The 23,868-nt window shown below is 44.0% G+C and carries 19 protein-coding genes; 10 read left to right on the top strand and 9 right to left on the bottom strand.

What is annotated here, in order from left to right:
* The first annotated feature begins 173 nt into the window (after positions 1–173).
* Positions 174–2,147, top strand: coding sequence for a bifunctional aldolase/short-chain dehydrogenase (locus B9G53_RS21125; RefSeq protein WP_094535443.1), 1,974 nt, complete (start codon positions 174–176; stop codon positions 2,145–2,147).
* 60 nt (positions 2,148–2,207) lie between these two features.
* Here B9G53_RS21125 and lptC read toward each other — a convergent pair whose 3' ends face one another.
* Positions 2,208–3,338 carry an LPS export ABC transporter periplasmic protein LptC gene (gene lptC, locus B9G53_RS21120; protein ID WP_094535442.1) on the bottom strand — a complete coding sequence of 377 codons (1,131 nt, stop codon included), beginning with the start codon at positions 3,336–3,338 and terminating at the stop codon, positions 2,208–2,210.
* 124 nt (positions 3,339–3,462) lie between these two features.
* The gene (dusB, locus tag B9G53_RS21115; RefSeq protein ID WP_094535441.1) at positions 3,463–4,536 is read right to left on the bottom strand and encodes a tRNA dihydrouridine synthase DusB; all 1,074 of its coding nucleotides are present in this window, start codon (positions 4,534–4,536) and stop codon (positions 3,463–3,465) included.
* Between the two features lie 243 nt (positions 4,537–4,779).
* On the opposite strand from dusB, the gene B9G53_RS21110 reads away from it, so the two are divergent.
* Positions 4,780–5,685, top strand: a complete 906-nt coding sequence (locus B9G53_RS21110; RefSeq protein WP_094535440.1) for a phosphoribulokinase — start codon at positions 4,780–4,782, stop codon at positions 5,683–5,685.
* 36 nt (positions 5,686–5,721) lie between these two features.
* On the opposite strand, the gene B9G53_RS21105 is transcribed toward B9G53_RS21110, so the two are convergent.
* Positions 5,722–6,858 carry a glycosyltransferase family 4 protein gene (locus B9G53_RS21105; RefSeq protein WP_094535439.1) on the bottom strand — a complete coding sequence of 379 codons (1,137 nt, stop codon included), beginning with the start codon at positions 6,856–6,858 and terminating at the stop codon, positions 5,722–5,724.
* A 184-nt stretch (positions 6,859–7,042) separates the two neighbouring features.
* Here B9G53_RS21105 and B9G53_RS21100 point away from each other — a divergent pair, with 184 nt between their 5' ends.
* Together B9G53_RS21100 and topA are read left to right on the top strand one after the other, a co-directional pair.
* Entirely contained in the window at positions 7,043–7,480 is a 438-nt protein-coding gene (locus B9G53_RS21100) for a protein disulfide isomerase family protein (protein WP_094535438.1), read from the top strand.
* A gap of 279 nt (positions 7,481–7,759) precedes the next feature.
* Entirely contained in the window at positions 7,760–10,471 is a 2,712-nt protein-coding gene (topA, locus tag B9G53_RS21095; RefSeq protein ID WP_094535437.1) for a type I DNA topoisomerase, read from the top strand.
* Positions 10,472–10,542: 71 nt separating this feature from the next.
* On the opposite strand, the gene B9G53_RS21090 is transcribed toward topA, so the two are convergent.
* The 3 genes from B9G53_RS21090 to B9G53_RS21080 form a co-directional block, all read right to left on the bottom strand.
* The gene (locus B9G53_RS21090) at positions 10,543–11,505 is read right to left on the bottom strand and encodes a protochlorophyllide reductase (RefSeq protein ID WP_094535436.1); all 963 of its coding nucleotides are present in this window, start codon (positions 11,503–11,505) and stop codon (positions 10,543–10,545) included.
* Positions 11,506–11,760: 255 nt separating this feature from the next.
* A complete protein-coding gene (locus B9G53_RS21085; RefSeq protein WP_094535435.1) occupies positions 11,761–12,423 on the bottom strand; it encodes a murein L,D-transpeptidase family protein in 663 nt (220 codons plus the stop codon).
* A gap of 48 nt (positions 12,424–12,471) precedes the next feature.
* Complete coding sequence (locus tag B9G53_RS21080) at positions 12,472–13,419, bottom strand: branched-chain amino acid ABC transporter permease (protein WP_094535434.1); 948 nt, start codon at positions 13,417–13,419, stop codon at positions 12,472–12,474.
* Positions 13,420–13,691: 272 nt separating this feature from the next.
* On the opposite strand from B9G53_RS21080, the gene B9G53_RS21075 reads away from it, so the two are divergent.
* The 4 genes from B9G53_RS21075 (at position 13,692) to B9G53_RS21060 (ending at position 17,054) form a co-directional block, all read left to right on the top strand.
* On the top strand, positions 13,692–14,855 hold the full coding sequence (locus tag B9G53_RS21075; protein ID WP_094535433.1) for a GuaB3 family IMP dehydrogenase-related protein: 1,164 nt from the start codon (positions 13,692–13,694) through the stop codon (positions 14,853–14,855).
* 79 nt (positions 14,856–14,934) lie between these two features.
* Complete coding sequence (locus B9G53_RS21070) at positions 14,935–15,312, top strand: response regulator (RefSeq protein ID WP_094535432.1); 378 nt, start codon at positions 14,935–14,937, stop codon at positions 15,310–15,312.
* Positions 15,299–16,309, top strand: coding sequence for a diguanylate cyclase (locus B9G53_RS21065; protein ID WP_094535431.1), 1,011 nt, complete (start codon positions 15,299–15,301; stop codon positions 16,307–16,309). Before B9G53_RS21070 ends, B9G53_RS21065 begins: the two co-directional genes overlap by 14 nt.
* Before the next feature lie 19 nt (positions 16,310–16,328).
* On the top strand, positions 16,329–17,054 hold the full coding sequence (locus B9G53_RS21060; RefSeq protein ID WP_094535430.1) for a PleD family two-component system response regulator: 726 nt from the start codon (positions 16,329–16,331) through the stop codon (positions 17,052–17,054).
* Positions 17,055–17,199: 145 nt separating this feature from the next.
* On the opposite strand, the gene B9G53_RS21055 is transcribed toward B9G53_RS21060, so the two are convergent.
* Positions 17,200–18,747 (bottom strand): peptide ligase PGM1-related protein, encoded by a 1,548-nt coding sequence (locus B9G53_RS21055; protein WP_176453300.1) that lies wholly within the window; start codon positions 18,745–18,747, stop codon positions 17,200–17,202.
* Positions 18,748–19,016: 269 nt separating this feature from the next.
* Between B9G53_RS21055 and B9G53_RS21050 the strand changes: the two genes are divergently transcribed.
* Both B9G53_RS21050 and B9G53_RS21045 read left to right on the top strand, forming a co-directional pair.
* A complete protein-coding gene (locus B9G53_RS21050) occupies positions 19,017–20,357 on the top strand; it encodes a glutamate-5-semialdehyde dehydrogenase (protein WP_094535429.1) in 1,341 nt (446 codons plus the stop codon).
* Positions 20,358–20,494: 137 nt separating this feature from the next.
* The gene (locus B9G53_RS21045) at positions 20,495–21,316 is read left to right on the top strand and encodes a hypothetical protein (protein WP_141211844.1); all 822 of its coding nucleotides are present in this window, start codon (positions 20,495–20,497) and stop codon (positions 21,314–21,316) included.
* A 143-nt stretch (positions 21,317–21,459) separates the two neighbouring features.
* Here B9G53_RS21045 and B9G53_RS21040 read toward each other — a convergent pair whose 3' ends face one another.
* Both B9G53_RS21040 and B9G53_RS21035 read right to left on the bottom strand, forming a co-directional pair.
* Positions 21,460–22,596 (bottom strand): glycosyltransferase family 2 protein, encoded by a 1,137-nt coding sequence (locus B9G53_RS21040; protein ID WP_254923759.1) that lies wholly within the window; start codon positions 22,594–22,596, stop codon positions 21,460–21,462.
* 316 nt (positions 22,597–22,912) lie between these two features.
* On the bottom strand, positions 22,913–23,425 hold the full coding sequence (locus tag B9G53_RS21035) for a Dps family protein (protein WP_094535427.1): 513 nt from the start codon (positions 23,423–23,425) through the stop codon (positions 22,913–22,915).
* Positions 23,426–23,868 lie beyond the last annotated feature (443 nt).

Below are 23,868 nucleotides of genomic sequence, written 5' to 3'. Positions count from 1 at the left end.
ATGTCTGTCATTGGTGCTGTCATGCACAAGCTATTGCGGCAGGTCTTTGGTGTTCTCAAGTCTCAGCGTTCTTTCGATCCTAATTTTGTCCAAATTCCCTCTTGACTTTTTGGTGCTTAAGACAGTATCTACTTTATTTGAATTTATTTAAAAAATATCTAGGAATTTTAAGAATGAAAAGTTTGTGGAGTGATCGCGAAGCTGCTGAGTATAAAACCGACTTAGGCTTAAGGGTATATACATCAAGGTTATTGGGGCGCGATCCGTCGCTTGTTCTACATGGTGGGGGCAATACTTCCGTCAAAATCTGTGAAAAGAATATTGTTGGTGAAGAAGAAGAGATTCTGTATGTTAAAGGAAGTGGTTGGGATTTAGAAACGATCGCAGAGGCAGGTTTTGCGCCTGTACGGATGGCGCATTTATTGAAATTAGCCAAGTTACAAGTTCTCTCCGATTCGCAGATGGTGAATGAACTGAAGACGCAAATGACTAAGGCGAGTGCGCCTGCGCCATCGGTAGAAACAATTCTCCATGCGAGTTTGCCTTACAAATTTGTCGATCATACCCATGCCGATGCGGTTATTTCCGTGACCAATACCGCGAATGGATGGGAACGCATTCAAGAGATCTATGGCGATGATGTGGTGATCATTCCCTATGTGATGCCAGGGTTTGACCTAGCGCGAGTCTGTGCCGAGAAGTTTGCAGCGGAGAAAAGCGATCGCACGATTGGCATGGTGTTAATGAATCACGGTATTTTCTCCTTTGGGGAAACCGCACAGGAATCCTATGAGCGGATGATTGCACTAGTCGATCGCGCAGAGGCTTATCTAAACAAACATCAGGCTTGGGAGATCTCACCACCAGCTTCTCTAATTAGAGAAAGAGAGGCAAGATTAGAAATCGCCAAACTACGTTCTGAAGTTTCACAAATTGCAGGATTTCCCGTAGTTCTTAGTTCCCATACCGACGAGAAAAGCTTAGCCTTTGCTCAAAGGGAAGATGTAAATATTATTTCCCAAAAGGGTTGTGCGACTCCCGATCATGTGATTCGCACGAAGCGCTTGCCCCTAGTTGGCAGAGATGTCAGAGCCTATGCCGAATCCTATCGGACTTATTTTGCCGAAGAAGCTCCTAAATCAGCCCAACCAGTAACGATTCTCGATCCTGCGCCTCGCGTAATCCTCGATCGCCAGCTAGGACTAGTCACTATTGGTAAATCTGCAAAGGAGGCAAAGATCGTCGCGGATATCTATGAGCATACAATGGAAATTATCCAGCGATCTCAACTTTTGGGAGGCTATCAAGCATTACCTGCTAGCGATATCTTTGCTGTGGAATATTGGGAATTGGAACAGGCAAAACTGAAAAAAAGCGGTTCTTCTCCCGCTTTTACAGGTGAAATTGCTTTAGTCACAGGTGCGGCTTCAGGAATTGGTAAAGCTTGCGTAGACTCATTATTAAAGCGTGGCGCGGCAGTTGTGGGATTGGATATTAATCCCGCTATTGAGAAGCTTTATGATCGCCCCGATTTTGTGGGTGTCACCTGTGATGTCAGTGATGAAAATGCGATCGCTACTTCCCTTGATAAAGCCGTCAAAGCCTTTGGTGGCCTAGATATTCTTATTCTTAATGCAGGGATTTTCCCGTCAGGATGTCGCATCGAAAATCTCGATACTGCCACATGGCAAAAGGTGATGCGTATTAATCTCGATGCAAATCTAGTCCTGATGCGTGAAGCCTATCCATTGCTGAAACTTGCGCCCAATGGGGGTCGCGTTGTCGCGATCGGTTCTAAAAATGTCCCTGCTCCTGGTCCTGCGGCGGCAGCATATTCAGCATCCAAGGCGGCGCTCACCCAACTAATGCGGGTAGCGGCTCTTGAATGGAGTAGCGATCGCATTCGCATCAACACTTTACATCCCAATGCGGTATTTGATACGGGTATCTGGACAGAGGAGGTATTAACTTCTCGTGCTAATCATTATGGATTAACGATTGAGGAATATAAAACGAATAATCTGCTTAAAGTAGAAGTTACCAGTCGTCATGTTGCCGAACTTGCCGCAGAGATGTGTGGGGCTTTGTTTGCTTGCACAACGGCGGCTCAAGTTCCCATTGATGGCGGTAATGATCGCGTGATCTAATACCAAAAAGAGAAAGGCGGCGCGAAGCGCTGCCTTTCTCTTTTTGGTATTAAGTAACTTTTAAGGATTTAATGTGGAAAGGACATTTGTACCTGTGACCGTGACAGTTTGTGTTTCGAGATTAGCTACAGCGCGATCGCCGCTGACATTGAGATTTTTGTCGGGTTGTTTATAGACGATATTGCCCTCGGCTGTAATCGTTTTTGTGGGAATTAGCCATTCCACTTTGTCGGCATTAACGACACCTTGAGTAGAACTAAAACTTGCTGATACTTGACCCGTGAGATTAATCTGTTCCTTGTCGATTTGAGCTTCTCCCTTTTGAGCCTTGACAACAATGCCCCGACCTTTACTGGTTCCAGTAAAGGCTACTGGTAGAGTTACCAACTTTTTCTCAAGATTCCAAATGGCTTGTGCTGCCTCAATATCAACATCTAGGTTTGGATCTTTAGCTTTGATTTCACCTGTGAAAGTAACTTCCTTTTTCTGAATATCCCAATTGCCTTTATTGGCAGTTAGTTGCAATTTATCTTTGATTTGAATTACAGAAATTGGAACATCCGTAAACACGCGATCGCTCTTGGCATCCCAAGTGACTTTCTCACTTTTCATTTCTAATGGTGGCTCCACCGCAGTCACAACTACTTGTTTTTCTAGGCTGTACACATTAGTACTGGGTTTAGCCGTTAATTCTTTGCCTGTCATGGTCAGCTTGTCCTCAGGCTTATCAATCTGAATTTTGCCTGTGGCTTTGAGCAGATCTTCTTCCGATTTCCAGACCATGCGATCAGCTTTCATATTGATCTTTTCTTGGACAGCGATCGCCTTAATATTGCCATCTAGCGAAATTTCTTTGCTAATTTGATCGATAGTTCCTTTATCGCCAGTGGTTTCCATGAGTAGTTCCCCATCGCGATAAAATTTCCCTTCTACATCTTCCACATCGGCAATTTTGCGATCTTCCCGATAGTTAGCGCGTTTGGCTTGAATTTCCCAAAGCAGTTTGCCATTTGCGTCAAATTCGGTGAGAGTAATGTTTTGAAGACTAGAGCCAGCAGTTTGGGCAGTTTTATTGAGGCTAGAAATTTCGGGGCGCAAAAATATAAACCATCCCAGACCAAACATCAGCACCGTTAACACAAAGATAGTGATAAACAGGCGCAAATTACGACGACTAAATATTTGTTGCATGATGCTTCTTGATAAAGTTAGGTGATTTGCGCCGTGCTTTGCACAGTGAAAATTATAGTCAAAAACCCATTTTTTTGTGAGTCTGACAAAGCATCTCTCACAAAAAAATACTTCTTGAGCTTTATTATTGCTTCATGGCGATCATTTCTGCCATATCTTCAGGTGAGATCGCCATAAGATCATTCTGATGATGAGCCAATTTGGCGATCGCCTCATCTAAACAATCAAAGCCATCTTGCACTGACTCAATCCGACAGAGGCGATCGCGCAGAGCCGCTGCTCCCACAAAACCCTTGGCATACCAAGTCATATGCTTACGGGATTGACGAATACCACGGATACCTTTGTAATCCCACAGCCCTTGTAAATGCTCTTTGGCAACTTCTAAGCATTGAATAGGTGATGGTTTGGGTAAATATTCACCCGTTTTTAAAAAATGATCAACCTCGCCCACTAAAAACGGATAGCCCAGAGTCCCGCGTGAACACATCACCCCATCCGCACTAGTTTGCTCTAAACAAGCGATCGCCGCTTCTACCGAAAAAATGTCCCCATTAGCAATCACAGGGATCGTCAGCACCTCTTTAACTTTACGAATCCATTCCCACTTCGCATTACCTGTATAACCTTGCGATCGCGTTCTGGCATGGACGGTGATCATCTTTGCCCCCGCATCCTCCATGCGCTTAGCAAAGTCCAAAATCGTAATTTCGGCATCGTCCCAACCGATCCGCGTTTTCACGGTCACAGGGATATCCACAGCCTCAACCACCGATCGCACTATTTGCTCGGCAAGCTCTGGCTGTCGTAACAGAGATGAGCCACCACCTTTTTTGGTGATTTTATTAACAGGACAGCCCATATTAATATCTACGGTGTCAGCACCCTCAGCAACTGCCTTTTGCGCCGCCTCTGCTAAAAAATCGGGACGACAATCAAAAAGCTGGATACTAATCGGTGTTTCATGGCGATCGATCTCCATCAACTTGGGTAAAGCCTTCATGTGATGCAAATCCGTAGCGCTGATCATCTCGGTGTAAAGCATCGAATCAGGAGCATAGCGCCGCACTAACCGCCGAAATACCAAGTCCGTCACCCCCGACAATGGCGACTGCAACACTCGACTTTGGAGGATGACATTGCCAATAGTTAAAGGTTCAGTGAATTTTTGCGGTAATTTTGATAGACCAGAAATCATGTCAGCAAAGTTTGCCCTAAATTTTGCTTTCTTGGGCGCTATATACAAAGGTATAGTAGTTTTAATATTTTTTGTGACTCTTCGGTTGCGAGCGATCGTACTTAGGGCTTTGCCATAAAATAAAGAACCAATTTTTGATGGTGCGGCGAAGCCGCGTCATCAAAAATCGGGTTCTTTATTAGATGGCATGACCCTCACGTTAATAAAAAGCCCATTGATTAAATAAAATTAAGGAGAAAAAATTTGTCTAAAAAACATCCAGTTATTGCGGTAACAGGTTCATCAGGTGCTGGTACTAGTACCGTTAAGCGAGCTTTTGAGCATATTTTTCGTTTAGAAAATATCAAGGCGGCAGTTATTGAAGGTGATAGCTACCACAAATTCAATCGCTTAGAAATGCGCGAAGCCATGAAACAAGCTGCGGCTGAAGGTCGTAGTCTCAGCCATTTTGGTTTGAATGCCAATTTGCTAGATAAGCTCGAAGCTCTGTTTCAGGAATATGGTGAAACTGGTGGTGGTCAAAGACGTTACTATCTGCACAGCACCGAAGAAGCCGAGTATCACAATGGACGCTTAGGTACAAACAATCAACCAGGTGAATTCACTCCTTGGGAAAGCATCGAAGCTGAAACCGATGTACTTTTTTATGAAGGTTTACACGGTGGTGTCGTTGCTGAAGATATTAACCTTGCCCAGTATGTTGACCTATTGGTGGGCGTAGTTCCGATTGTGAACTTGGAATGGATTCAAAAGATCCACCGTGATAATGCTGAACGTGGCTATAGTGCTGAAGCGATCGTTGATACAATTTTGCGTCGGATGCCTGACTATGTAAATTATATCGCGCCTCAGTTCTCTAATACTCACATTAACTTCCAGCGCGTTCCTACCGTTGATACTTCCAATCCTTTCATTACTCGCGACATTCCTACTCTCGATGAAAGCTTTGTAATTATTCACACCAATCGTGTCTTCAGAGAGAAGTTCAAAATCGACTTCCGTTATTTGCTAGACATGATCCATGATTCCTTCATGTCTCGTCATACCACTTTGGTTGTCCCTGGTGGCAAGATGGGCTTTGCGATGGAGTTGATTCTCCAACCATTGATCGATTCTCTTGTAGTTGAATCAAATAAACTAAAGGGCTAAAAAAAGGGCGCTAAGCGCCCTTTTTTTGTGCGTATTTTAGCGATCGCGCCAAGCCTGTTCTACAAATTGTAAAAACTCTGCTTGAAATCTCTCAGTTGAGAAGCGCATCGCATTTTCGTGACAGGTTGTAGGTAATATGCGATCGCTATTCTGCTCAAATTCAAGCACTGCCGCACGGATACTCGCCACCGTCTGCTCTGCAAAAAATACACCCGTGGGGCGATCGCAATCTAAGCCACGCACAGATTCACATACACCACCACGTCCATAGGCTATCACTGGTGTACCGCAGGCTTGTGCCTCTACAGGTGTAATCCCAAAATCCTCCTCAGCCGCAAATACAAAGGCTCTCGCCTTTTGCATATATTCGCGCAAAGCCTCTGGTTCTAGATGACCAAGAAATTTGATGTTACTGCTTGCCTTGGCACGAATTTTTGCCATTTGTTCTCCATCACCAATGACGATTAAGGAGCGATCGCCCATCTGTGAAAAAGCTTCCACAATCAGATCAATGCGTTTATAGGGAACTAATCGGGAAGCAGTGAGATAGAATTCCTGCTTTTGTTCGCACAGTGTGTAATTTTGCAGATCTACGGGTGGATAGATTACTGTCGCCGATCGCCGATAGACTTTATGAATCCGACGGGCAATAAATTCAGAATTAGCCACAAATAGATCGACTCCGTTGGCTGTGCGTGTATCCCAAATCCTAATTTGATGCAAGATCCATCGCGCGATCCAGCTTTTAATCCCCCGTTCTAAGTTTGATTCTTTAAGATATTGATGTTGCAAGTCCCAAGCGTAACGGATGGGGGAATGCACATAGGAAATATGTAATTGATGTGGTGCAGTCAGAACTCCTTTGGCGACAGCATGGGAACTAGAGATAATTAAGTCATATGCTGATAGATCAAGTTGCTCGATCGCTAAGGGCATGAGTGGCAAATATTGGCGAAACTTAGCTTTAGCAAAGGGTAATCTTTGAATAAAAGTAGTCTTAACAGGCTTATTTTGAATAAATTCCCGTTGCGAATCATTGAGAAAATCTACGACTGCAAACAGATCAGCATGGGGAAATAAATTTAAAATTTGTTCAACCACGCGCTCCGATCCTGCATAGGTCACAAACCATTCATGAACGATCGCAATCTTGAGATTTTCTAAGTTTGGCATAATCAATTTCTAAGGTAGGGTGGGCAATGCCCACTTTATTAATTTTTGGTGTGGGTGTTCCTACCAGAGAAGAATTAGCGTTGCGGCGCTTCGCGCCGCAACGCTAATTCTTCTCTGGGAAGGGAGTAACCTACTCAGTGTTAATAATTATGGTTAAAATAGCAACGTTGAACGGGTCTACCTTATGAAGTTTCACAGATTATCTTCAGCATTGGCATCTGCTGGTCTAGCGATCGCTAGTATCACAGGGTTTTCCGTTGTGACATTTTCTTCGCCAATGACTGAGGCGGCGATCGCTCAAGAAGCTGCACCGACTGTAACGACATCATCAAGTGCCAACGAGATCGCCCTAGCCAAGCACCTACGCAAAATTGGCGCAAAGCTGTACACTGCCTATTGGTGTCCCCATTGCCATAGTCAAAAACAACGCTTCGGCAAAGAGGCTGTCAAACAACTAGAGGTGGTTGAATGCGATCGGGGTGGTGTCAATCCTCAACCTCAACTTTGCCGCGATAAAAGGGTTCGGTTTTATCCTACATGGGAAATCAATGGCAAACTCTATCCCGGAAATCACTCCCTAGAAAGCATTGCCAATTTTTCAAAGTATCGTGGCAATCTATAGTATTTTCCCAATGCTTGTAAGCTCATTGAAAAATACAAGGATCTTGCAAGATATGTCTTTACATGCATTAATTGAGTCCAATGCATTAAATCGCTAAATTTGCAACTAGTAGTTGCGGGAAACTTGCTAGTGTAGTTACCGTCCTACTAAAAAATAGTAATTTTCCGCATAAACATTGTATATAGGTTAAGAGGGTATTTAAATAAGCCCTTAATTTTGATGATTAATTGCTTATTGATCTTCCCGTTATTTTGATTACCGCGAACCTTGCAGGCTAATATGTCTACCCTTGTTATTGTCGAATCGCCCACTAAAGCCCGCACCATTCGCAACTTTTTGCCTGCTGGATATCGAGTAGAGGCATCTATGGGGCATGTGCGCGATTTGCCACAATCAGCTAGTGATATTCCTGCCGACCTAAAGGGTACGGAATGGGCTAAGCTCGGCGTGAATGTTGATGCTGACTTTGAGCCACTCTACATCGTGCCAGACGATAAGAAAAAGATCGTCCGCGAACTCAAGTCAGCATTAAAAGGTGTCAAGGAATTGATCCTAGCGACTGACGAAGACCGTGAAGGGGAAAGTATTTCTTGGCATTTATTGCAAATCTTGCAGCCCAAAGTACCAATTAAGCGCATGGTTTTCCATGAGATTACCTCTGAGGCAATTAAGGGCGCATTAAAAAATTGCCGCCAGATTGACGATCGCCTTGTCCATGCCCAAGAAACGCGCCGCATTCTTGATCGCCTTGTGGGTTACACCCTCTCACCTTTGCTATGGAAAAAAATCGCATGGGGTTTGTCGGCTGGTCGAGTGCAGTCTGTCGCTGTGCGGTTAATCGTCAATCGTGAACGTGAACGCCGCGCTTTTAAATCAGGTAGCTATTGGGATTTGAAAGCAAATCTATATGCGCCGAAACAGGAATTTCCTGTGCAGTTAGTCTCGGTCGGCGGCACAAATGTAGCTACGGGTAAAGACTTTGACGAATCGACGGGCAAAATTGCCAGAGGTCGCAAGGTTTTATTGTTGGATGAAGCGGCGGCGATCGCTTTGCAACAGCGTTTGAATGGCAAAGTCTGGTCAGTAAGCAATCTTGATGAACGCCCCACTACGCGCAAGCCTTCACCACCTTTCACCACCTCGACGTTACAACAAGAAGCCAACCGTAAATTGCGCCTATCAGCAAGGGACTCCATGCGGGTAGCCCAAGCCCTGTATGAGCAAGGCTTTATTACCTATATGCGTACTGACTCGGTGCATTTGTCACAACAGGCGATCGCCGCCGCACGGACATGTGTGACCACGATGTACGGCAGTAACTTCCTTAGCAAAGAGCCGCGCCAGTATGTGACCAAATCCAAAGGCGCACAGGAAGCCCACGAAGCAATCCGCCCCGCAGGTGAAACTTTTCGTACTCCTCAAGAAACGGGTCTATCAGGAAGGGAGTTAGCGCTCTATGACCTAATTTGGAAGCGCACTGTTGCCTCACAAATGGCGGATGCTCAGCTAACCATGCTCAGTGTGCAGCTAACCGTTGAAGACGCAATTTTCCGAGCTTCAGGCAAACGTATTGATTTCGCAGGATTTTTCCGCGCCTACGTCGAAGGCTCCGATGATCCCGATGCCGCCCTTGAAGAAAAAGAGGTAATGTTGCCGCCGCTAAAAATTGGCGATCATCCTGTTTGCCGTGAGTTAAATACAGTCGGACATGAAACTCAGCCTCCCGCCCGCTATACCGAAGCTGCTCTCGTGAAAATGCTCGAAAGTGAAGGCATCGGTCGTCCTAGTACCTACGCCAGCATTATCGGCACGATCTGCGATCGCGGCTATGTGCAACTCGTTAATAATGCGTTGATTCCCACCTTCACGGCTTTTGCTGTTACCAGTTTATTAGAGGAACATTTCCCCAACTTAGTCGATCCTAGTTTCACGTCTAAAATGGAGCAAACCCTCGATGATATTTCTACAGGTAGTGTAGAGTGGCTACCCTATCTCAAGAAATTTTATTCGGGTGAACAAGGTTTGAGCGGACAGGTAAAGTCTCGCGATAGTCTCATTGATGGCGAAGCAGCGCGGACAGTTAGACTTGAAGGCTTAGATGATGATGTTAAGGTCAAAATCGGTAAATTTGGTGCTTATATTCAAGTTGGAGAAGGCGATCGCACGGTTAATTCTTCCATTCCGCAGAACCTCACTCCTTCTGATTTAGTGCCTGAAAAGATTGAACTTCTTCTTAAACAGAAACTGGAAGGGCCTGACCAAGTTGGTATTCATCCAGAACTGAATGAGCCAATCTTCATGATGATGGGGCAGTACGGTCCCTATGTGCAGCTAGGTCAAGCGACGGAAGCTGTTCCTAAACCTAAACGCGCTTCATTGCCGAAGGGAATGCAACCAGAAAATGTCACTGTTGATATTGCTGTCAAGTTATTGGCTTTGCCACGCACATTAGGCGCACATCCTGATACTGGTAATCGGGTGTTTGTGAATACGGGACGGTTTGGTCCCTATGTTTGTCATACCAAAGGTAATGGCGACAAGGACGACAACCGATCGCTAAAATCGACGGATGATCCCTACAGCATCACCTTTGAACGCGCCTTAGAACTACTAGCGCAACCCAAAACTCTGCGAGGAGCATCGGCGGCGAAAGTATTGAAATCGCTTGGCAAACATCCCAGTGATGATGAAGCGATCGAGATTCTTGATGGTAAGTATGGTGCATACGTGAAGCATGGCAAAGTCAATGTATCTCTAACTAAGGAGCAGACCGTAGAAGGGCTGACCTTAGAAGAGGCGCTATCGATGTTGGCAAGTAAGTCTGGTAAAAGCACTAGTAAGCGCACTAAGTCCTCGTCTAGCGAAACTAAGAAGACTACTACAAAAAAGACTACTACCAAGTCCACCGCAACTAAAGCTACAACAACTAAGACTGCCGCTAAAACTACTAAAAAAGCCGCAACTACCAAAAAGGCTGCTGCTACTAAATAAAAGAAAAGCGGCGCGATGCGCCGCTTTTCTTTTATTTATGAGGGGCGGCGCATTGCGCCGCCTCTCATGTCTTAGACAAGTCTGACTAACTTCGCACTCAAGTCCCACATGCGTTCAGCTCTAGCATCATCACGGGCTTGGGGAGAGACAGTCTGCACAAAAGATTTACCATCCTTTTTCTGACGATTACCCCAACTCCAGTAGGCTCCCGATTGCTTGTATTCAGGATCAGCGAGGACAGCAGCAACTCTCTCTCCTGATAGCTCCTGAGTGACATATCCCTTGGTGATGTTCTTTTGGAATAGTGGGAATAGCTTCTGAAAGAGAGGGTAGTGATTACGGAAGAGAGGCGTGTCAGCGACACAACCAGGGTAAAGAGAAGTAAAGGTGATCCCAGTGGACTCATGGTAGCGGCGGTGCAGTTCGCGCATGGTCAAGATGTTACAAACTTTGCTCTCTTTGTAGGCGCGAACTGGTTCAAACTTTTTGCCATTTGCCATCGAGATCGGTGGCTTGAAGCCTTTCTCAAAACCTTCAAGATTACCGAGATCAGGCTGTGGAGGAATCTTGCCACCCAGTTCGTCAGGGTTATGGGTAACGGTTCCCAAAATGACCATACGGCGATCGGGATGGGTGGACTTTTTCATGTCCTCTAGTAGGAGATTGCAGAGAAGGAAGTGACTGAGGTGATTGGTGGTCATTGTCAACTCAAAGCCTTCAGGCGATCGCAAGGGTTCTTTGAGTAAAGGCATATAGATCGCAGCATTGCACAACAGAGCATCAAGGGGCTTGCCTGTTGCTCGGAATTTAGCCACAAATTCGCGCACACTGACTAAGGAACCAAGATCTACTTGGATGATTGTGTAGCTATCTTTAGGAATACCGACAGATTCGGCAGCTTTTTCAGTTTTGGGGATATTGCGGCAAGCCATAACGATATGCCAGCCTTTATCTGCCATTGCTTTGGCTGACCATAAACCAACACCCGAAGATGCGCCTGTGATAATGACTGTAGGCTTGTGATATTGTGACATTTTTAAGAATTAATCTATAGACTTTGACTAGAATTTTACAGCGATTTGGGATTACGCGACAAATGAGGGGCAAAGCTTTATGCTGAGAGTCTTTGTGGAATATTAATTAACCTCAGTTTGGGTTAATTTCAAACTGGCTCCTAGAAGTTGTTCGCGGCGCGAACTCTTTCTAGGAGTCAAAACAGTAAAAGCTTTGCTTCGCGGGGCTTTCACTGTTTTGACTTTTAAAATTTTGTAGCTTATCCCCACCTCAAGTTAATGCAGAATTTTAATGGTTGTACCGCGTTGTAGTAAGGGATAAATTTCATCAACATCCTTATTTTTTAAAGATACACAGCCCAAAGTCCAATTGATTTTGCGATCAATGATCCAATCTTTGCCTTTTTCAACACCATGAATGCCAATTTCGCCACCAATGCCATCCTTTACTGTTACTTCACCTCTAATCTTTGCCTGTGAAAATTTGCGCCAAGAATCTTGAGTGGGATAGTCCAACAATATAAATTTTGACCATTCCGAATGGTAATAAAGCTCTTTTACATGAAATAGCCCCTCTGGGGTGCGCTTATCTCCTTCGCGTAATTTGTCATCCTTGGGATTAGCACCTAAAACGATCGCATAAGCCTTAACAGGCTTGTTTTGATAATAAACCGTCAGCTTGTATTTAGACTTTTCCACAACGATCGCGATCGCCTTTTTATCGAGCTTTTTGAGATTAATTAAATCCGCAATCGCCTTATCTTGGTTAAGTAACTTATCGGCGGCTCTCGCGGCACAGTCGGAAAAGCATGGCAAATGGTTAGCAAGATTAGGATTAGCGATCGCATAAATTCCTAATGAACTCGCAATTAAAGTCAAATAAATAAAAAATTTTAGCGATTTTAGCGATCGGCGATTATCTGTTTTTTGTGGCGACATATTGACTCCAGAATTTTAAGTAAAAAAAATTGCGAAGTCATTTTTTTACTATTTAGTTTTGGCAAATGCTTTTTGCGTTGTCTGGTTACACCATTTTAAAAACTCTGGAGTAATGATCCCTTTAGGATAAAAAATTGTTCCAACTACAATCAAAAAGCCAAAAATAATTAAGCGACCATCCTTAAGAAACTGCCCCAACCATAGAGGCATACCATTAACACTCGACAGCCCCCGCAGTACTTCAGGCAGAGCCGTTAGTAAAATCCCACCTACTACTGGGCCCCAAAATGTACGCGAACCACCGATTAAGACAAAAGCCAAGAAGATAATACTGGCATCAAAGGTTCCCTGACGAGCATTCCATGTATTCAAAAAATGAGCGCTTACTGCTCCCACCATACCTGCCAAAATCGCCGCTAAGACAAAGGCTAACACCTTGTAATAAGTTGGATTAATTCCCATCGAATCGGCAGCTAACTCATCTTCCCGAATGGCAATCAGCGCCCGCCCCACCCGAATCTTTTCGAGACGATACATAAAGCCCATGCTCAAGCCCAATAGCGGCAAAGCAATCCAAAGATATTCTAAAGGTGACTGAAACGGCTGCGGAATGCCAAAAATACCGACTGCACCGCCTGTAATATCGAGATTAAGCGCAACCACTCGCAAAATCTCTACAAAGGCAATAGTCGCGATCGCCAAATAAATTCCCCGTAACCTCAATACAGGAATTCCTAAAATTACTGCCAATAAACCTGATATCACACACCCCGCTAACATTTCCAGCAATACCCACCAGACTGGTACAGATCCCGTCGTTGTCGTTAAAATCTTGGTAGAGGCGATCGCGGCAATATATCCACCTAAAGCATAAAATCCTGGGGTTGCCAAGGACAACTGTCCTGCCATTAACGGCAAATAAACGGAAATCCCTAGAATTGCCCCAAAAACTGCTGAGACAATCAAGAAGCCATAGGTATTAAAAAATTCAGCCATCATTTAGACTTTGATTACTTTTTTTGATTGTTTTTGAAGGTGAGAGCTTGGCTCAACTCTTAAAAAATAACCTCCCATCGCACTAATTAGCTATCATTAGTCAATAAGTAACAGTATCTTAAGAGATTATTAAGATTGTCTGTAAACATAATCACAAATCAAATAGCAATGATCGCGCGATCGTCGCTTAAAACATTAACCCTTAACGTAGATCTTCAATACAAGATTTTTACGCACACCTTTTCACTATCAAATTCTAGAGAGTACAAACAGTGGACATTCAAATTGGGCGCGGTAAAACTGCACGCAGAGCCTATGGCATCGACGAAATTGCATTAGTACCAGGAGGAAAAACCCTCGATCCCAACGTTGCCGATACATTTTGGGAAGTTGGGGGAATTCGTCGCGAAATTCCGATCATTGCCAGTGCAATGGATGGGGTTGTCGATGTGGATATGGCAGTTAAACTTTCAGATTTAGGTGCATTGGGTGTAATCAACCTTGACGGTATCCAAACCCGCTATGACGATCCCACACCCATCTTAGAAAAAATTGCCTCTGTGGGAGTCACTGAGTTTGTCTCGCTGATGCAAGAACTCTATGCCGAACCTGTAAAGCCTGAACTAATTCAAAAACGCATCCGAGAAATCAAAGAAAAGGGTGGCATTGCTTGCGCTAGCAGCATTCCTGTAAATGCCTTTAAATATGGTGCGATCGCCGCCGAAGCTGGTTGTGACCTTTTCTTTTTGCAGTCCACAGTAGTCTCCACCACTCACATCGCCGCCGAAGGTTTAGTTGCCCTAGATCTTGCTAAATTCTGCCAAGAAATGCCGATTCCTGTCCTCATGGGTAACTGCGTTACTTACGATGTCACTCTCGAACTCTTAAGAGCAGGAGCTGCAGGTGTTCTTGTCGGTATTGGACCTGGAGCCGCCTGTACCTCCAGAGGTGTTCTTGGTGTGGGCATTCCTCAAGCCACAGCCGTTGCTGACTGTGCCGCAGCCCGTGAAGACTTTTTTAAAGAAACTGGTAAATATGTGCCAATCATTGCCGATGGTGGCTTGATTACAGGTGGTGACATCTGTAAATCGATCGCCTGTGGCGCTGACGCGGTAATGATCGGCTCACCCTTTGCTAGAGCCAAAGAAGCCCCTGGACGTGGCTTTCACTGGGGAATGGCAACACCTAGCCCAGTCCTACCTCGCGGAACCAGAATTCGCGTTGGCACAACAGGTTCCCTAGAGCAAATTTTGCGGGGCCCTGCGGGACTGGATGACGGTACTCACAACCTTTTGGGCGCTCTCAAAACCAGCATGGGAACACTGGGCGCAGCCACAATTCGAGAAATGCAACAGGTTGAAGTAGTTATTGCACCTTCACTCTTAACCGAGGGCAAAGTTTACCAAAAAGCACAACAGCTTGGCATGGGTAAATAAAAAATAATAAAAGGCTCGCTTTGCGAGCCTTTTATTATTTAGCAAATTACTATACTTTAGGTATTATCAAAAAACCTATATGCCAAAAATCTTGCTGGTAGAAGATAATGAAATGAATCGCGATATGCTATCGCGAAGATTAATGCGTCGGGGGTTTGAAGTTATCGTTGCTACTGATGGCGAATTGGGGGTCAAGATTGCCGAAACACAACTCCCAGATCTGATCGTGATGGATATGAGTCTCCCAGTTCTAGATGGATGGGAAGCGACAAAACGCTTAAAGCAAATAACAGCAACTCAAAATATTCCGATTATTGGTTGTTCAGCCCATGCGATGGTCGGCGATCGCGAAAGAGGGCTTGAAGCAGGTTGTGATGATTACGATACTAAGCCGATTGAATTTGCGCGGTTATTGGGGAAAATTGAAAATTTGTTGAAAATATATGCCAGAACCTAATGAATCTAATTTATTAATTGTTGACGATGATCAAATGAATCGCGAAATTCTTTGTCGTCATTTAAAGAATTTAGGATATACAAATATAACTTTGGCGGAAAGTGGTCAAATCGGGCTGGAGATCGTTGCTTCACAACCGATCGATTTGATCTTGCTAGATATGATGATGCCAGTAATGAATGGGTTAGAAATGCTGACCTATCTTAAAGATAATTACCAATGGCGCATAATTCCCGTAATTATTATTTCTGCATTAGATGAAAAAGAAATGATGTTAGCTTGTATTCAAAAGGGAGCCGAAGATTATTTAATTAAGCCCTATGATCGAGTTCTCCTCAAAGCCAGAGTAAGTGCTTGTTTGGAGAAGAAAATACTCCATGATCGCGAAGTCTTAAATAATCAGAAACTAGAAGCTGCTTATAAGGAACTAGCAATTGCTTATCACCAACTAGAAGTTGTTAAGAATGAGTTAGAAGCCTTGTCCCATCGTGATGGATTGACTGGCATTGCCAACCGTCGCTACTTTGATACAGTTCTAGAAAGAGAATGGAATGCAGCGCATAGAGAAAAGAAATGTCTCTCACTCATATTATTTGATATAGACTACTTTAAGAAATATAATGATACCTATGGGCATCTGGCGGGAGATGACTGTCTATGTCAGGTGGCGATCGCTGCTTCACAGGCGATCAAGCGCCCAAGAGACACCTTAGCAAGGTATGGAGGTGAAGAGTTTGCGGTAATTTTGCCTGATACGGCTGCGACGGGAGCAGAGTTTTGTGCAAATCAAATTCGTTTTGCTATTGAAAATCTTCATATAAGACATAGCTCTTCTCAAATAAATTCCTATGTTACGGCTAGTTTAGGAATTACGACTATTAGCCCTCACACCCAAATTTCCACATCTCAACAATTAATTAAGGAAGCCGATTTAGCACTTTATCAGGCAAAGCGCGAGGGCAGAAATCGCGTTAAAGTATGGACAACAAACGGATAATCAAAAACGGGTGGTAAAAATGGGAATTCAAAGTTTTCAAGTATTGATCGTCGATGATAACGAAATAAATCGCGATATGCTTGCCCGACGCTTGCATAGAAGAGATTTCAATTTATCAATGGCTGCTAATGGACGCGAAGCTTTAGCAATGATTCAGGCTAATCTCTATGATTTGATTTTACTGGACATCATGATGCCTGAAATTGATGGATATGCAGTTCTCAAATACTTGAAAAAGGACTCACGCTTGCGCGATATTCCTGTAATCATGATTTCAGCAATCGAAGAAATGGATAGCGTCATGAAATGTATGGAAATTGGTGCGGATGACTATCTCACCAAGCCATTTGATCCTGAGATGTTGAAAGCAGCTATTAATCGATGTCTGCCTAATGAGGGACAACCTTTAAATGCGCCAACAATTCCCAACCGTCAAGTTTCTGGATTATCTAGTCCCAGTTTTGGTGATCCCAGTACCCAAATATCAGAGTTTAAATTACCAGAAGATACAACCCGTGGCACATCAACTAATTCAATAAGCCTTGATGATGTTGTCCATCGCATTATGCAGACAGGTATGATTAGTCGTAAAGGCTATTTATATTTTAGTAAAGCAATTTTTAATTCTTTATTTGAGAATGCGGGCTTAACCGATCAAGAAGTTTACCAAATTCACTCTGTATTTGAGGCCATTCAATCAGGAAGAATTAAGGTGGTTGATTCCAATCTTCCTAGCAAACTTTAATACCCAAAATCAAAAGAGAGTTGCGGTGCAAAGCGCCGCCGCTCTCTTTTGATTTTGGGATATATAGCAAAGCAAACCCAGAAAAGAGTTGCGGCGCTTTGCACCGCAACTCTTTTCTGGGTTTACAGCGCTTTGCGATGTAGGATTAGCTTGTTTCACGATCAAGCACCTGCTCAACTTGTTCATAAATTGCTTGAGCCTCTGCGGCAGTATTGCCGATACTTGTCAGTCCTAATTTGCCAAATTCTGACAAACAACTCATGAGATGAAATACAGTTCCTGTTTCCGTACTACTATCAAAATGTAAGCGATGATAGGCAATAATATCCATTAGATCATGGGGTAGAAGCCTCTTGTATTGAGGCTTTTGCAGATTATCCGTCGCTACATAATATTTTTCTTGACCTTGCCGACTGTAAAATTTGCCATCTTCAATATGGAATTTACCATTAGTCAAAAATCGTAATGTCATAAAAGGGTGTGTCGTACCACCTTTGCGAAGGTTAATTTCGATCGCTTGTAGATCCCAAGTTCCATTGGGTTTCTTTACGGCAACAAAATCTACACCATAGCGTTCTAGCGCTCCTTTACTGGCAAGATTTTTGCCGATCGCTAAACCTATATCTTGAATCTGAAGACGATAAGCATCATCAGCAGGGAAACTACAACCCAGATAAACCTGTCCATCAGCCCCTCCCAAAATCTGATCATGGGTGGAGAGAATTTCGACTTCGCCTGTTGGTGCGATCCGACCTTGCACGCTTGGAGATCGCTTTTCTGCACCTTCGATATAGGCTTCGACAATTGCACCTAGTTCAGGAATACGTCGCGCATAATTTGACCATGTTTCGTGGTTAGACTGAAATCGCAGAGAAGCAAATCTTTCAAAAATTGCCGCACTGCGATCGGCAAGACTGGCTTTCTCAAATTGATTATATTCTCCTGCAATTTCATCCAAACATAAAATGGCATTTCCCTCCCCTGAAAACCCTTCATTGAGCTTGACCACCATGCGCTTTAGATGTGGCTGTCTTTGCCATAATTCCGCAGCCGCGATCGCCAAATCTTCTGATGTCCAAACGAGTTGACTACCATCAGGATGGGGAATTCCCGTTTCCGCAAATACTTGACGACTTCCGCTTTTAGTACCCAAATATAGCAAATCGGGATCGACAGCCCATAGAGGAATATCCAATTGAATTGATAACTCTCGCTCTAACTGAGTAGCATTAAAGCAAATCATATAGGCTTTGTGAATGCGTAATGATTGCCGAATTCGTTCAATCAAGCGTGGACGTTCTAAAATCTTTTGAGTGAGAGGCTTTTCCGCAGCATCGTAGGTTGTGAGCGTGACTAGGCGTTCTCTAGCATGGGAGAAGGGAATTCCTGGTAATAATTGCAAATAGTAATCAATGATAATTGGCGCTAAGGGTTGAGAAGTCAGGTAGACGAGACGATTGCGAGGATTGCGAAGACGGATTAGCGAAAAAAGTAAGCGCTCTTCATAATGATGACTACCTTCAACTTTTTTGAGTTCCGATGGATCAAGACTCAAAGATGGAACCACAAGAATGTCGTAATCACTATTATCAAATTGTTCGATGTTTTGCCAGCGATCGCGTAGTTGGATTTGCAAATCACGAAATCGTGCCATGGAGTTTTGTGAAGTTAAACTGACTCCTTGATTGTTCATGCTCTTTTGACCTCTAGGGATTGGTGCATACGGTAAAAGATTTGCTCAAGAATACCTGACAATATTGCTTTCGTACTAACATAGGAAAATGGTAGAGATTAGCTAGTTTAGCTTCCTCAAATCTCTCTAACTACAGCGCTTTGCGCTCAAACCTAAACAAGAAATTTTTTAAAAGTGTTGCTTTGCAACACTTTTAAAAAATTTCTTGTGGTTCGTTCGATCGTAAAGCGTTGTAAAACTGCAATCCACAAAAAGTAATAGAGATTAACGTGTCTGGGAATGTATCTATAGATTTAGCAGAGAAAGATTTGGCAGAAAATCTTGTTGCGTCGATCCAACGCACGCGCACCGCCGCGATCGCCTTAGCGAAATTGCCGACGGCTGCCAAAAATGCTGCTTTAGAAGCGATCGCTGTTGCCCTAGAGCAACAAACTGAAATGATTTTGGCAGCTAACCAAAAGGATATCGCTGCGGCAAGTGTAAACAAATTGCCCAGCGCCTTGATCGCCCGCCTTAAACTGGATGCTAATAAGCTGAAGGGCATGATTGCAGGTGTACGCGATGTAATTCGCCTTGAAGATCCCATTGGAGATCGCCAAATTCATCGTGAGCTAGATGCAGGTTTAGTATTAGAGCGTTTGTCTTGCCCATTGGGAGTAATCGGGGTCATTTTTGAAGCGCGTCCTGATGCTGTTACCCAAATTGCAGCGCTAGGCATTAAGTCAGGTAATGGTGTGATTCTCAAAGGTGGTAGTGAGGCTATACATTCCTGTGAAGTGATCGCTTTAGTTATGTACAAAGCGTTAGAAGAGCTATTTACAAAACAGGGTGGCGTATCGCCAAATGTGGTGCAACTATTGACCACCCGTGCCGAAACCTTAGCTATTTTAAAGATGGATAAACTGATCGATCTGATTATTCCTAGAGGTTCTAATCAGTTTGTGCGCTACATCCAAGACAATACTCATATCCCCGTCCTCGGTCATGCCGATGGAGTCTGCCATCTGTATGTAGATGAGTCGGCGGATTTGGAAAAAGCTGTAGCGATCGCTGTTGATAGCAAAACCCAATATCCTGCGGCTTGTAACGCGATCGAGACGATGTTGGTGCATAGCACGATCTCTTCTAAATTCTTGCCTTTAGCTTTAACTGCTTTGCAAAAGCATGGTGTAGAGCTACGTGGCTGCGATCGCACTCTTGAAATCATGACGATCAATCCTGCTGAAGAATCCGACTGGTCAACGGAATATTGTGATTTGATTTTGTCCATCAAAATTGTTGATTCTCTAGAAGAGGCGATCGCCCATATCACTACCTACGGCTCGAAACATACCGAAGCGATCGTCACCGAAAATCAAGCGATCGCCGATATATTTATGAGCGACATTGATGCTGCTGGGGTATTTCACAACTGTTCAACCAGATTTGCTGACGGTTTCCGCTATGGCTTTGGCGCAGAAGTGGGCATTAGCACCAGCAAAATGCCGCCTCGTGGCCCAGTGGGTTTGGAAGGACTAGTTACTTATAAATATCGCCTTGTGGGCGATGGTCATATTGTGGCTAACTACACAGGTATAAATGCTAAAGCCTTTACCCATCATGATTTATAACCTTACATAAGCAAGAAGGGCGGCGCTTCGCGCCGCCCTTCTTGCTTATGTTTGAAACTAAAGGAGATTACGTGAGTCTTGTAGAGTATGGTACAATCGCGCCCAATTTCATTTTTTGCTACCTTCAGCTCAAGCCTATGAGACTCCACACACACACAAACCTGCCTAGTTTTGCCATTGGACTAGTATCTCTCCTGAGCATTAGTGCCATTGTCAACTTTAGTGACAATGCCAACGCCCAATCTTTCCCGAATGATTCCTTACCAGTAGCTGTTCCCACCAATACTAGTAGCACGCAGTACCTCGTCTATTTACCGAATGTGGCAAATGTGCAACAGGCTAAGGTGTTAGCGCCCGACGCATTTGTCAGTCGATTAGACACTGGTGAGCAAGTGGTGCAACTAGGACGCTTCAATAACTTAAATCTTGCTCAACGACGTGCTGCTCAGTTTAGTCAATCGGGACTAAATCCCCAAATCAAAACTGTACAGAGTAAATTTGCAACTTTTCCCTCTGCTCCTGTGAGTTCGATACCTCCTATTCCCAATTCACCCATCTCATCCGCACCCATCCCTGTAGAATCAATTCCCACAATACGGGTGGATGAGCCATTACCTAATGTGCCTAATTCAGGATTTCCTAATAGTAATGCGATCGAAATTGTGCGATCGCCTCAACCACTGCCCCCACAAAATCAGTCATATCCAACTCAAAGTATTCCACCGATCACCGCTCAAAATTCGACCTCTGGCACACAATTACGCTATTTCGTGATTATTCCCACAGGCTTAGTATCGGAGTTGCAACGAGTCCAAGCGATCGCCCCTAATGCTCAATTACGCTCTTCCTATCGTGGTACTTATATCGAAGTGCAGGGCTATCCTGATCGTGGCAGCGCCGAGACTCTAAACCTAACTGTTCGTCGTCAAGGATTTGATAGTCGTGTTGTATTTTTCTAGCTTCAAGCAGCGCTCAGCGTTCAACCCCAAACCAAGAAATTTTTTGAAAGCGTTGCTTTGCGACGCTTTCAAAAAATTTCTTGGGGTTTGTTGCAGCAAGATTTGCGATAACAATGGGCTTAAGCCCATTGCCTTATAAATTCTTATGAGTAAGTGCGACCGCGCCAACTTTTGGGTTTGGTAAGTGCTGAAATCCAGATCCGCATTACGGCAAAGGGATCAGCTAGAGGGGACAGCCAAAACCAAAAGCCCACTTCGGTATAACTAGTACGAATGCCGAATACTAGTAAGCAGCGAATAAATATGAGAAAGGCATTGAGCCAGAACCAAATATTCATCAACAGCGATGGTACAGGTTGCCAAATTGACAGTGCTATTAGCAAAGGTATTGGTAAGCCTTGAACAGCAGTAAGTAAGAGGCAATCAGCAAAGGTTTGCGTCGGGGTTGAGGCATCCTTGAGATCAAGCGATCGCCCCCATTCGCGCCATGTTTCCGCCATTGATGTATACATTCGCACCTGCATCAATGCTGCCCCATCGAGAAAACCGACCTTTGCGCCACGTTGGGCGGCGGCTCTCGCAAGGGTAACATCATCGCAAAATGAAGACTTGGCAAGTTCATAGCCATTTAGTTCGACCAGCTTGGCACGTTTTGATAAAAAACATTGACCATTTGCCATCACCCGATCTTCAGTAAACTGGGTGCGATCGCCTGTTGCCCCAAATCGAAAAATCAGGGTGATTAATAAGGCAGGTTGCAACCATTGCTCACCTGCGGTTTTGAGAATAAACTTCGGCGATAGGGAAACAATATCAAAATTGTCCTCAGTGGCTTGCTGAACAAAACTAGCTACTAGTCCCTTTTGCGGCAATGTGTCAGCATCAATGCCCAGTAACCATTCGCTAGTTGGATCACTATTTAAAAAACCTGTATGTAAAGCCCAAGGACGACCCACCCAACCTTCGGGCAGAGGATCGTCGGTAATTAGTTTGAGGGGAATAGGAAACTCTTTTTGCAATTTCTGCACATATTCGGGTGTGCCATCCTGCGATCGGCTATCCACCACAATAATTTCTTTGGCAGCTTGATCACGTAAGCCTTCTAAACAAGTCGGTAAGCGATCGATCTCATTGAGTGTAGGGATGACTATCGAAACTTTAGGCGATTGCTTGGCTAATTCTTCGGTTGCTGGCTCAAGGGGAATTAATGGTGCTGTGCGATCGCGGGCTGTGCTAAGGCGTTTTAGTAGTACAAGTGTCGCGGGGACTTGTAAAAGCAAAAAAAATATCGGGAAACCTATCAAAAAAAGCGGATTATTCAACTTCGATGGAGATGCTTATATTCTAAAAACTTATCCTATCGTAAATTAACGTCAGTTCGACGAAAGCGAAAAATGGTAAGAATCGCTAAGCGATTCTTACCATTTTTCGCCATTTGCGTCGTGCTTCGCACGATGCAAATGGCTATATCGAACTCACGTTAAATTAAGCCGCGCATTCAAATGAACCCTAAGGAAGTTTTTAAAAGCGTTGCAAAGCAACGCTTTTAAAAACTTCCTTAGTTTGGGTTTAAGCGCAAAGCGCTCTAATTTACGATTATTCTTCTAACAAACTTCTCAACATCCATGCAGTCTTTTCATGGACTTGCATCCGTTGAGTCAATAGATCGGCTGTAGGTTCATCACTTGCTTTTTCAGCGATCGGGAAAATGGAACGCGCAGTGCGTGTTACCGCTTCTTGTCCTTCGACTAGCAACTTGATCATTTCTGTCGCTTTAGGAACTCCTTCAGTTTCAGGAATCGAAGTGAGTTTTGCATATGCCGAATAGGTTCCAGGGGCAGGAATACCAAGGGAGCGAATCCGTTCTGCAATTAGATCGACAGCTAGGGCAAGCTCTGTATATTGTGCTTCAAACATGAGATGTAATGTATTGAACATTGGTCCCGTCACATTCCAATGGAAATTATGGGTCTTAAGATAGAGAGTATAGGTATCAGCGAGTAACCGCGATAGACCTTCAGCGATCGCAATCCGATCCTCCTCAGAAATCCCGATATTAATCAAGCCAGATAGCTCTTTATCGGTTGATTTTTCCTTGTTTTTACCCATTTTAGTTATCCTGTTATTACTATCTGCAATTATACCAAATCCGATCAAGATAGTTTATAGCAAAAAAAAGGGAAAGATAGGACATAATATTAAGACAGGAGAGAAAGAAAAAGAACCGAAAATGACAGCAGCTTACWGCAYAGATTTACGAGAGAAAGCAGTATCAGCTATTGATAGAGGAGGAAAAAAGAGTCACGTCTGCTGAACCTTGAGCATCAGCAGAAATACGTTAGATCAGTGGCTAAAACGGAGAGAAGAGAAAGGGAGTCTAGCACCAGAAGAGGGGAGCATCTCAGTTTAGCACTGAGTAATTATACTCAGAAGAATCAAGAAACCCATTGAGATAAGCACAGCGATGTTTCAAAACTTGAGGGACATTTTTTTGATTCCATTGAGCACCAGAAATCTTAATGCGTCGTCCAATTTGCTTAATCGAAGATTCG

The organism is Pseudanabaena sp. SR411 (assembly GCF_002251945.1).
Lineage (GTDB): Bacteria > Cyanobacteriota > Cyanobacteriia > Pseudanabaenales > Pseudanabaenaceae > Pseudanabaena.
Note: the sequence above shows the minus strand (reverse complement) of the source record. Positions and strands in the feature narration are given on the sequence as shown.

Excerpts from the sequence above, each read along its gene's own strand:
- B9G53_RS21125 (WP_094535443.1), top strand. The coding sequence starts at position 174 with ATGAAAAGTTTGTGGAGTGATCGCGAAGCTGCTGAGTATAAAACCGAC.
- lptC (WP_094535442.1), bottom strand. The coding sequence starts at position 3,338 with ATGCAACAAATATTTAGTCGTCGTAATTTGCGCCTGTTTATCACTATC.
- dusB (WP_094535441.1), bottom strand. The coding sequence starts at position 4,536 with ATGATTTCTGGTCTATCAAAATTACCGCAAAAATTCACTGAACCTTTA.
- B9G53_RS21105 (WP_094535439.1), bottom strand. The coding sequence starts at position 6,858 with ATGCCAAACTTAGAAAATCTCAAGATTGCGATCGTTCATGAATGGTTT.
- B9G53_RS21100 (WP_094535438.1), top strand. The coding sequence starts at position 7,043 with ATGAAGTTTCACAGATTATCTTCAGCATTGGCATCTGCTGGTCTAGCG.
- topA (WP_094535437.1), top strand. The coding sequence starts at position 7,760 with ATGTCTACCCTTGTTATTGTCGAATCGCCCACTAAAGCCCGCACCATT.
- B9G53_RS21090 (WP_094535436.1), bottom strand. The coding sequence starts at position 11,505 with ATGTCACAATATCACAAGCCTACAGTCATTATCACAGGCGCATCTTCG.
- B9G53_RS21085 (WP_094535435.1), bottom strand. The coding sequence starts at position 12,423 with ATGTCGCCACAAAAAACAGATAATCGCCGATCGCTAAAATCGCTAAAA.
- B9G53_RS21080 (WP_094535434.1), bottom strand. The coding sequence starts at position 13,419 with ATGGCTGAATTTTTTAATACCTATGGCTTCTTGATTGTCTCAGCAGTT.
- B9G53_RS21070 (WP_094535432.1), top strand. The coding sequence starts at position 14,935 with ATGCCAAAAATCTTGCTGGTAGAAGATAATGAAATGAATCGCGATATG.
- B9G53_RS21065 (WP_094535431.1), top strand. The coding sequence starts at position 15,299 with ATGCCAGAACCTAATGAATCTAATTTATTAATTGTTGACGATGATCAA.
- B9G53_RS21060 (WP_094535430.1), top strand. The coding sequence starts at position 16,329 with ATGGGAATTCAAAGTTTTCAAGTATTGATCGTCGATGATAACGAAATA.
- B9G53_RS21055 (WP_176453300.1), bottom strand. The coding sequence starts at position 18,747 with ATGAACAATCAAGGAGTCAGTTTAACTTCACAAAACTCCATGGCACGA.
- B9G53_RS21045 (WP_141211844.1), top strand. The coding sequence starts at position 20,495 with ATGAGACTCCACACACACACAAACCTGCCTAGTTTTGCCATTGGACTA.
- B9G53_RS21035 (WP_094535427.1), bottom strand. The coding sequence starts at position 23,425 with ATGGGTAAAAACAAGGAAAAATCAACCGATAAAGAGCTATCTGGCTTG.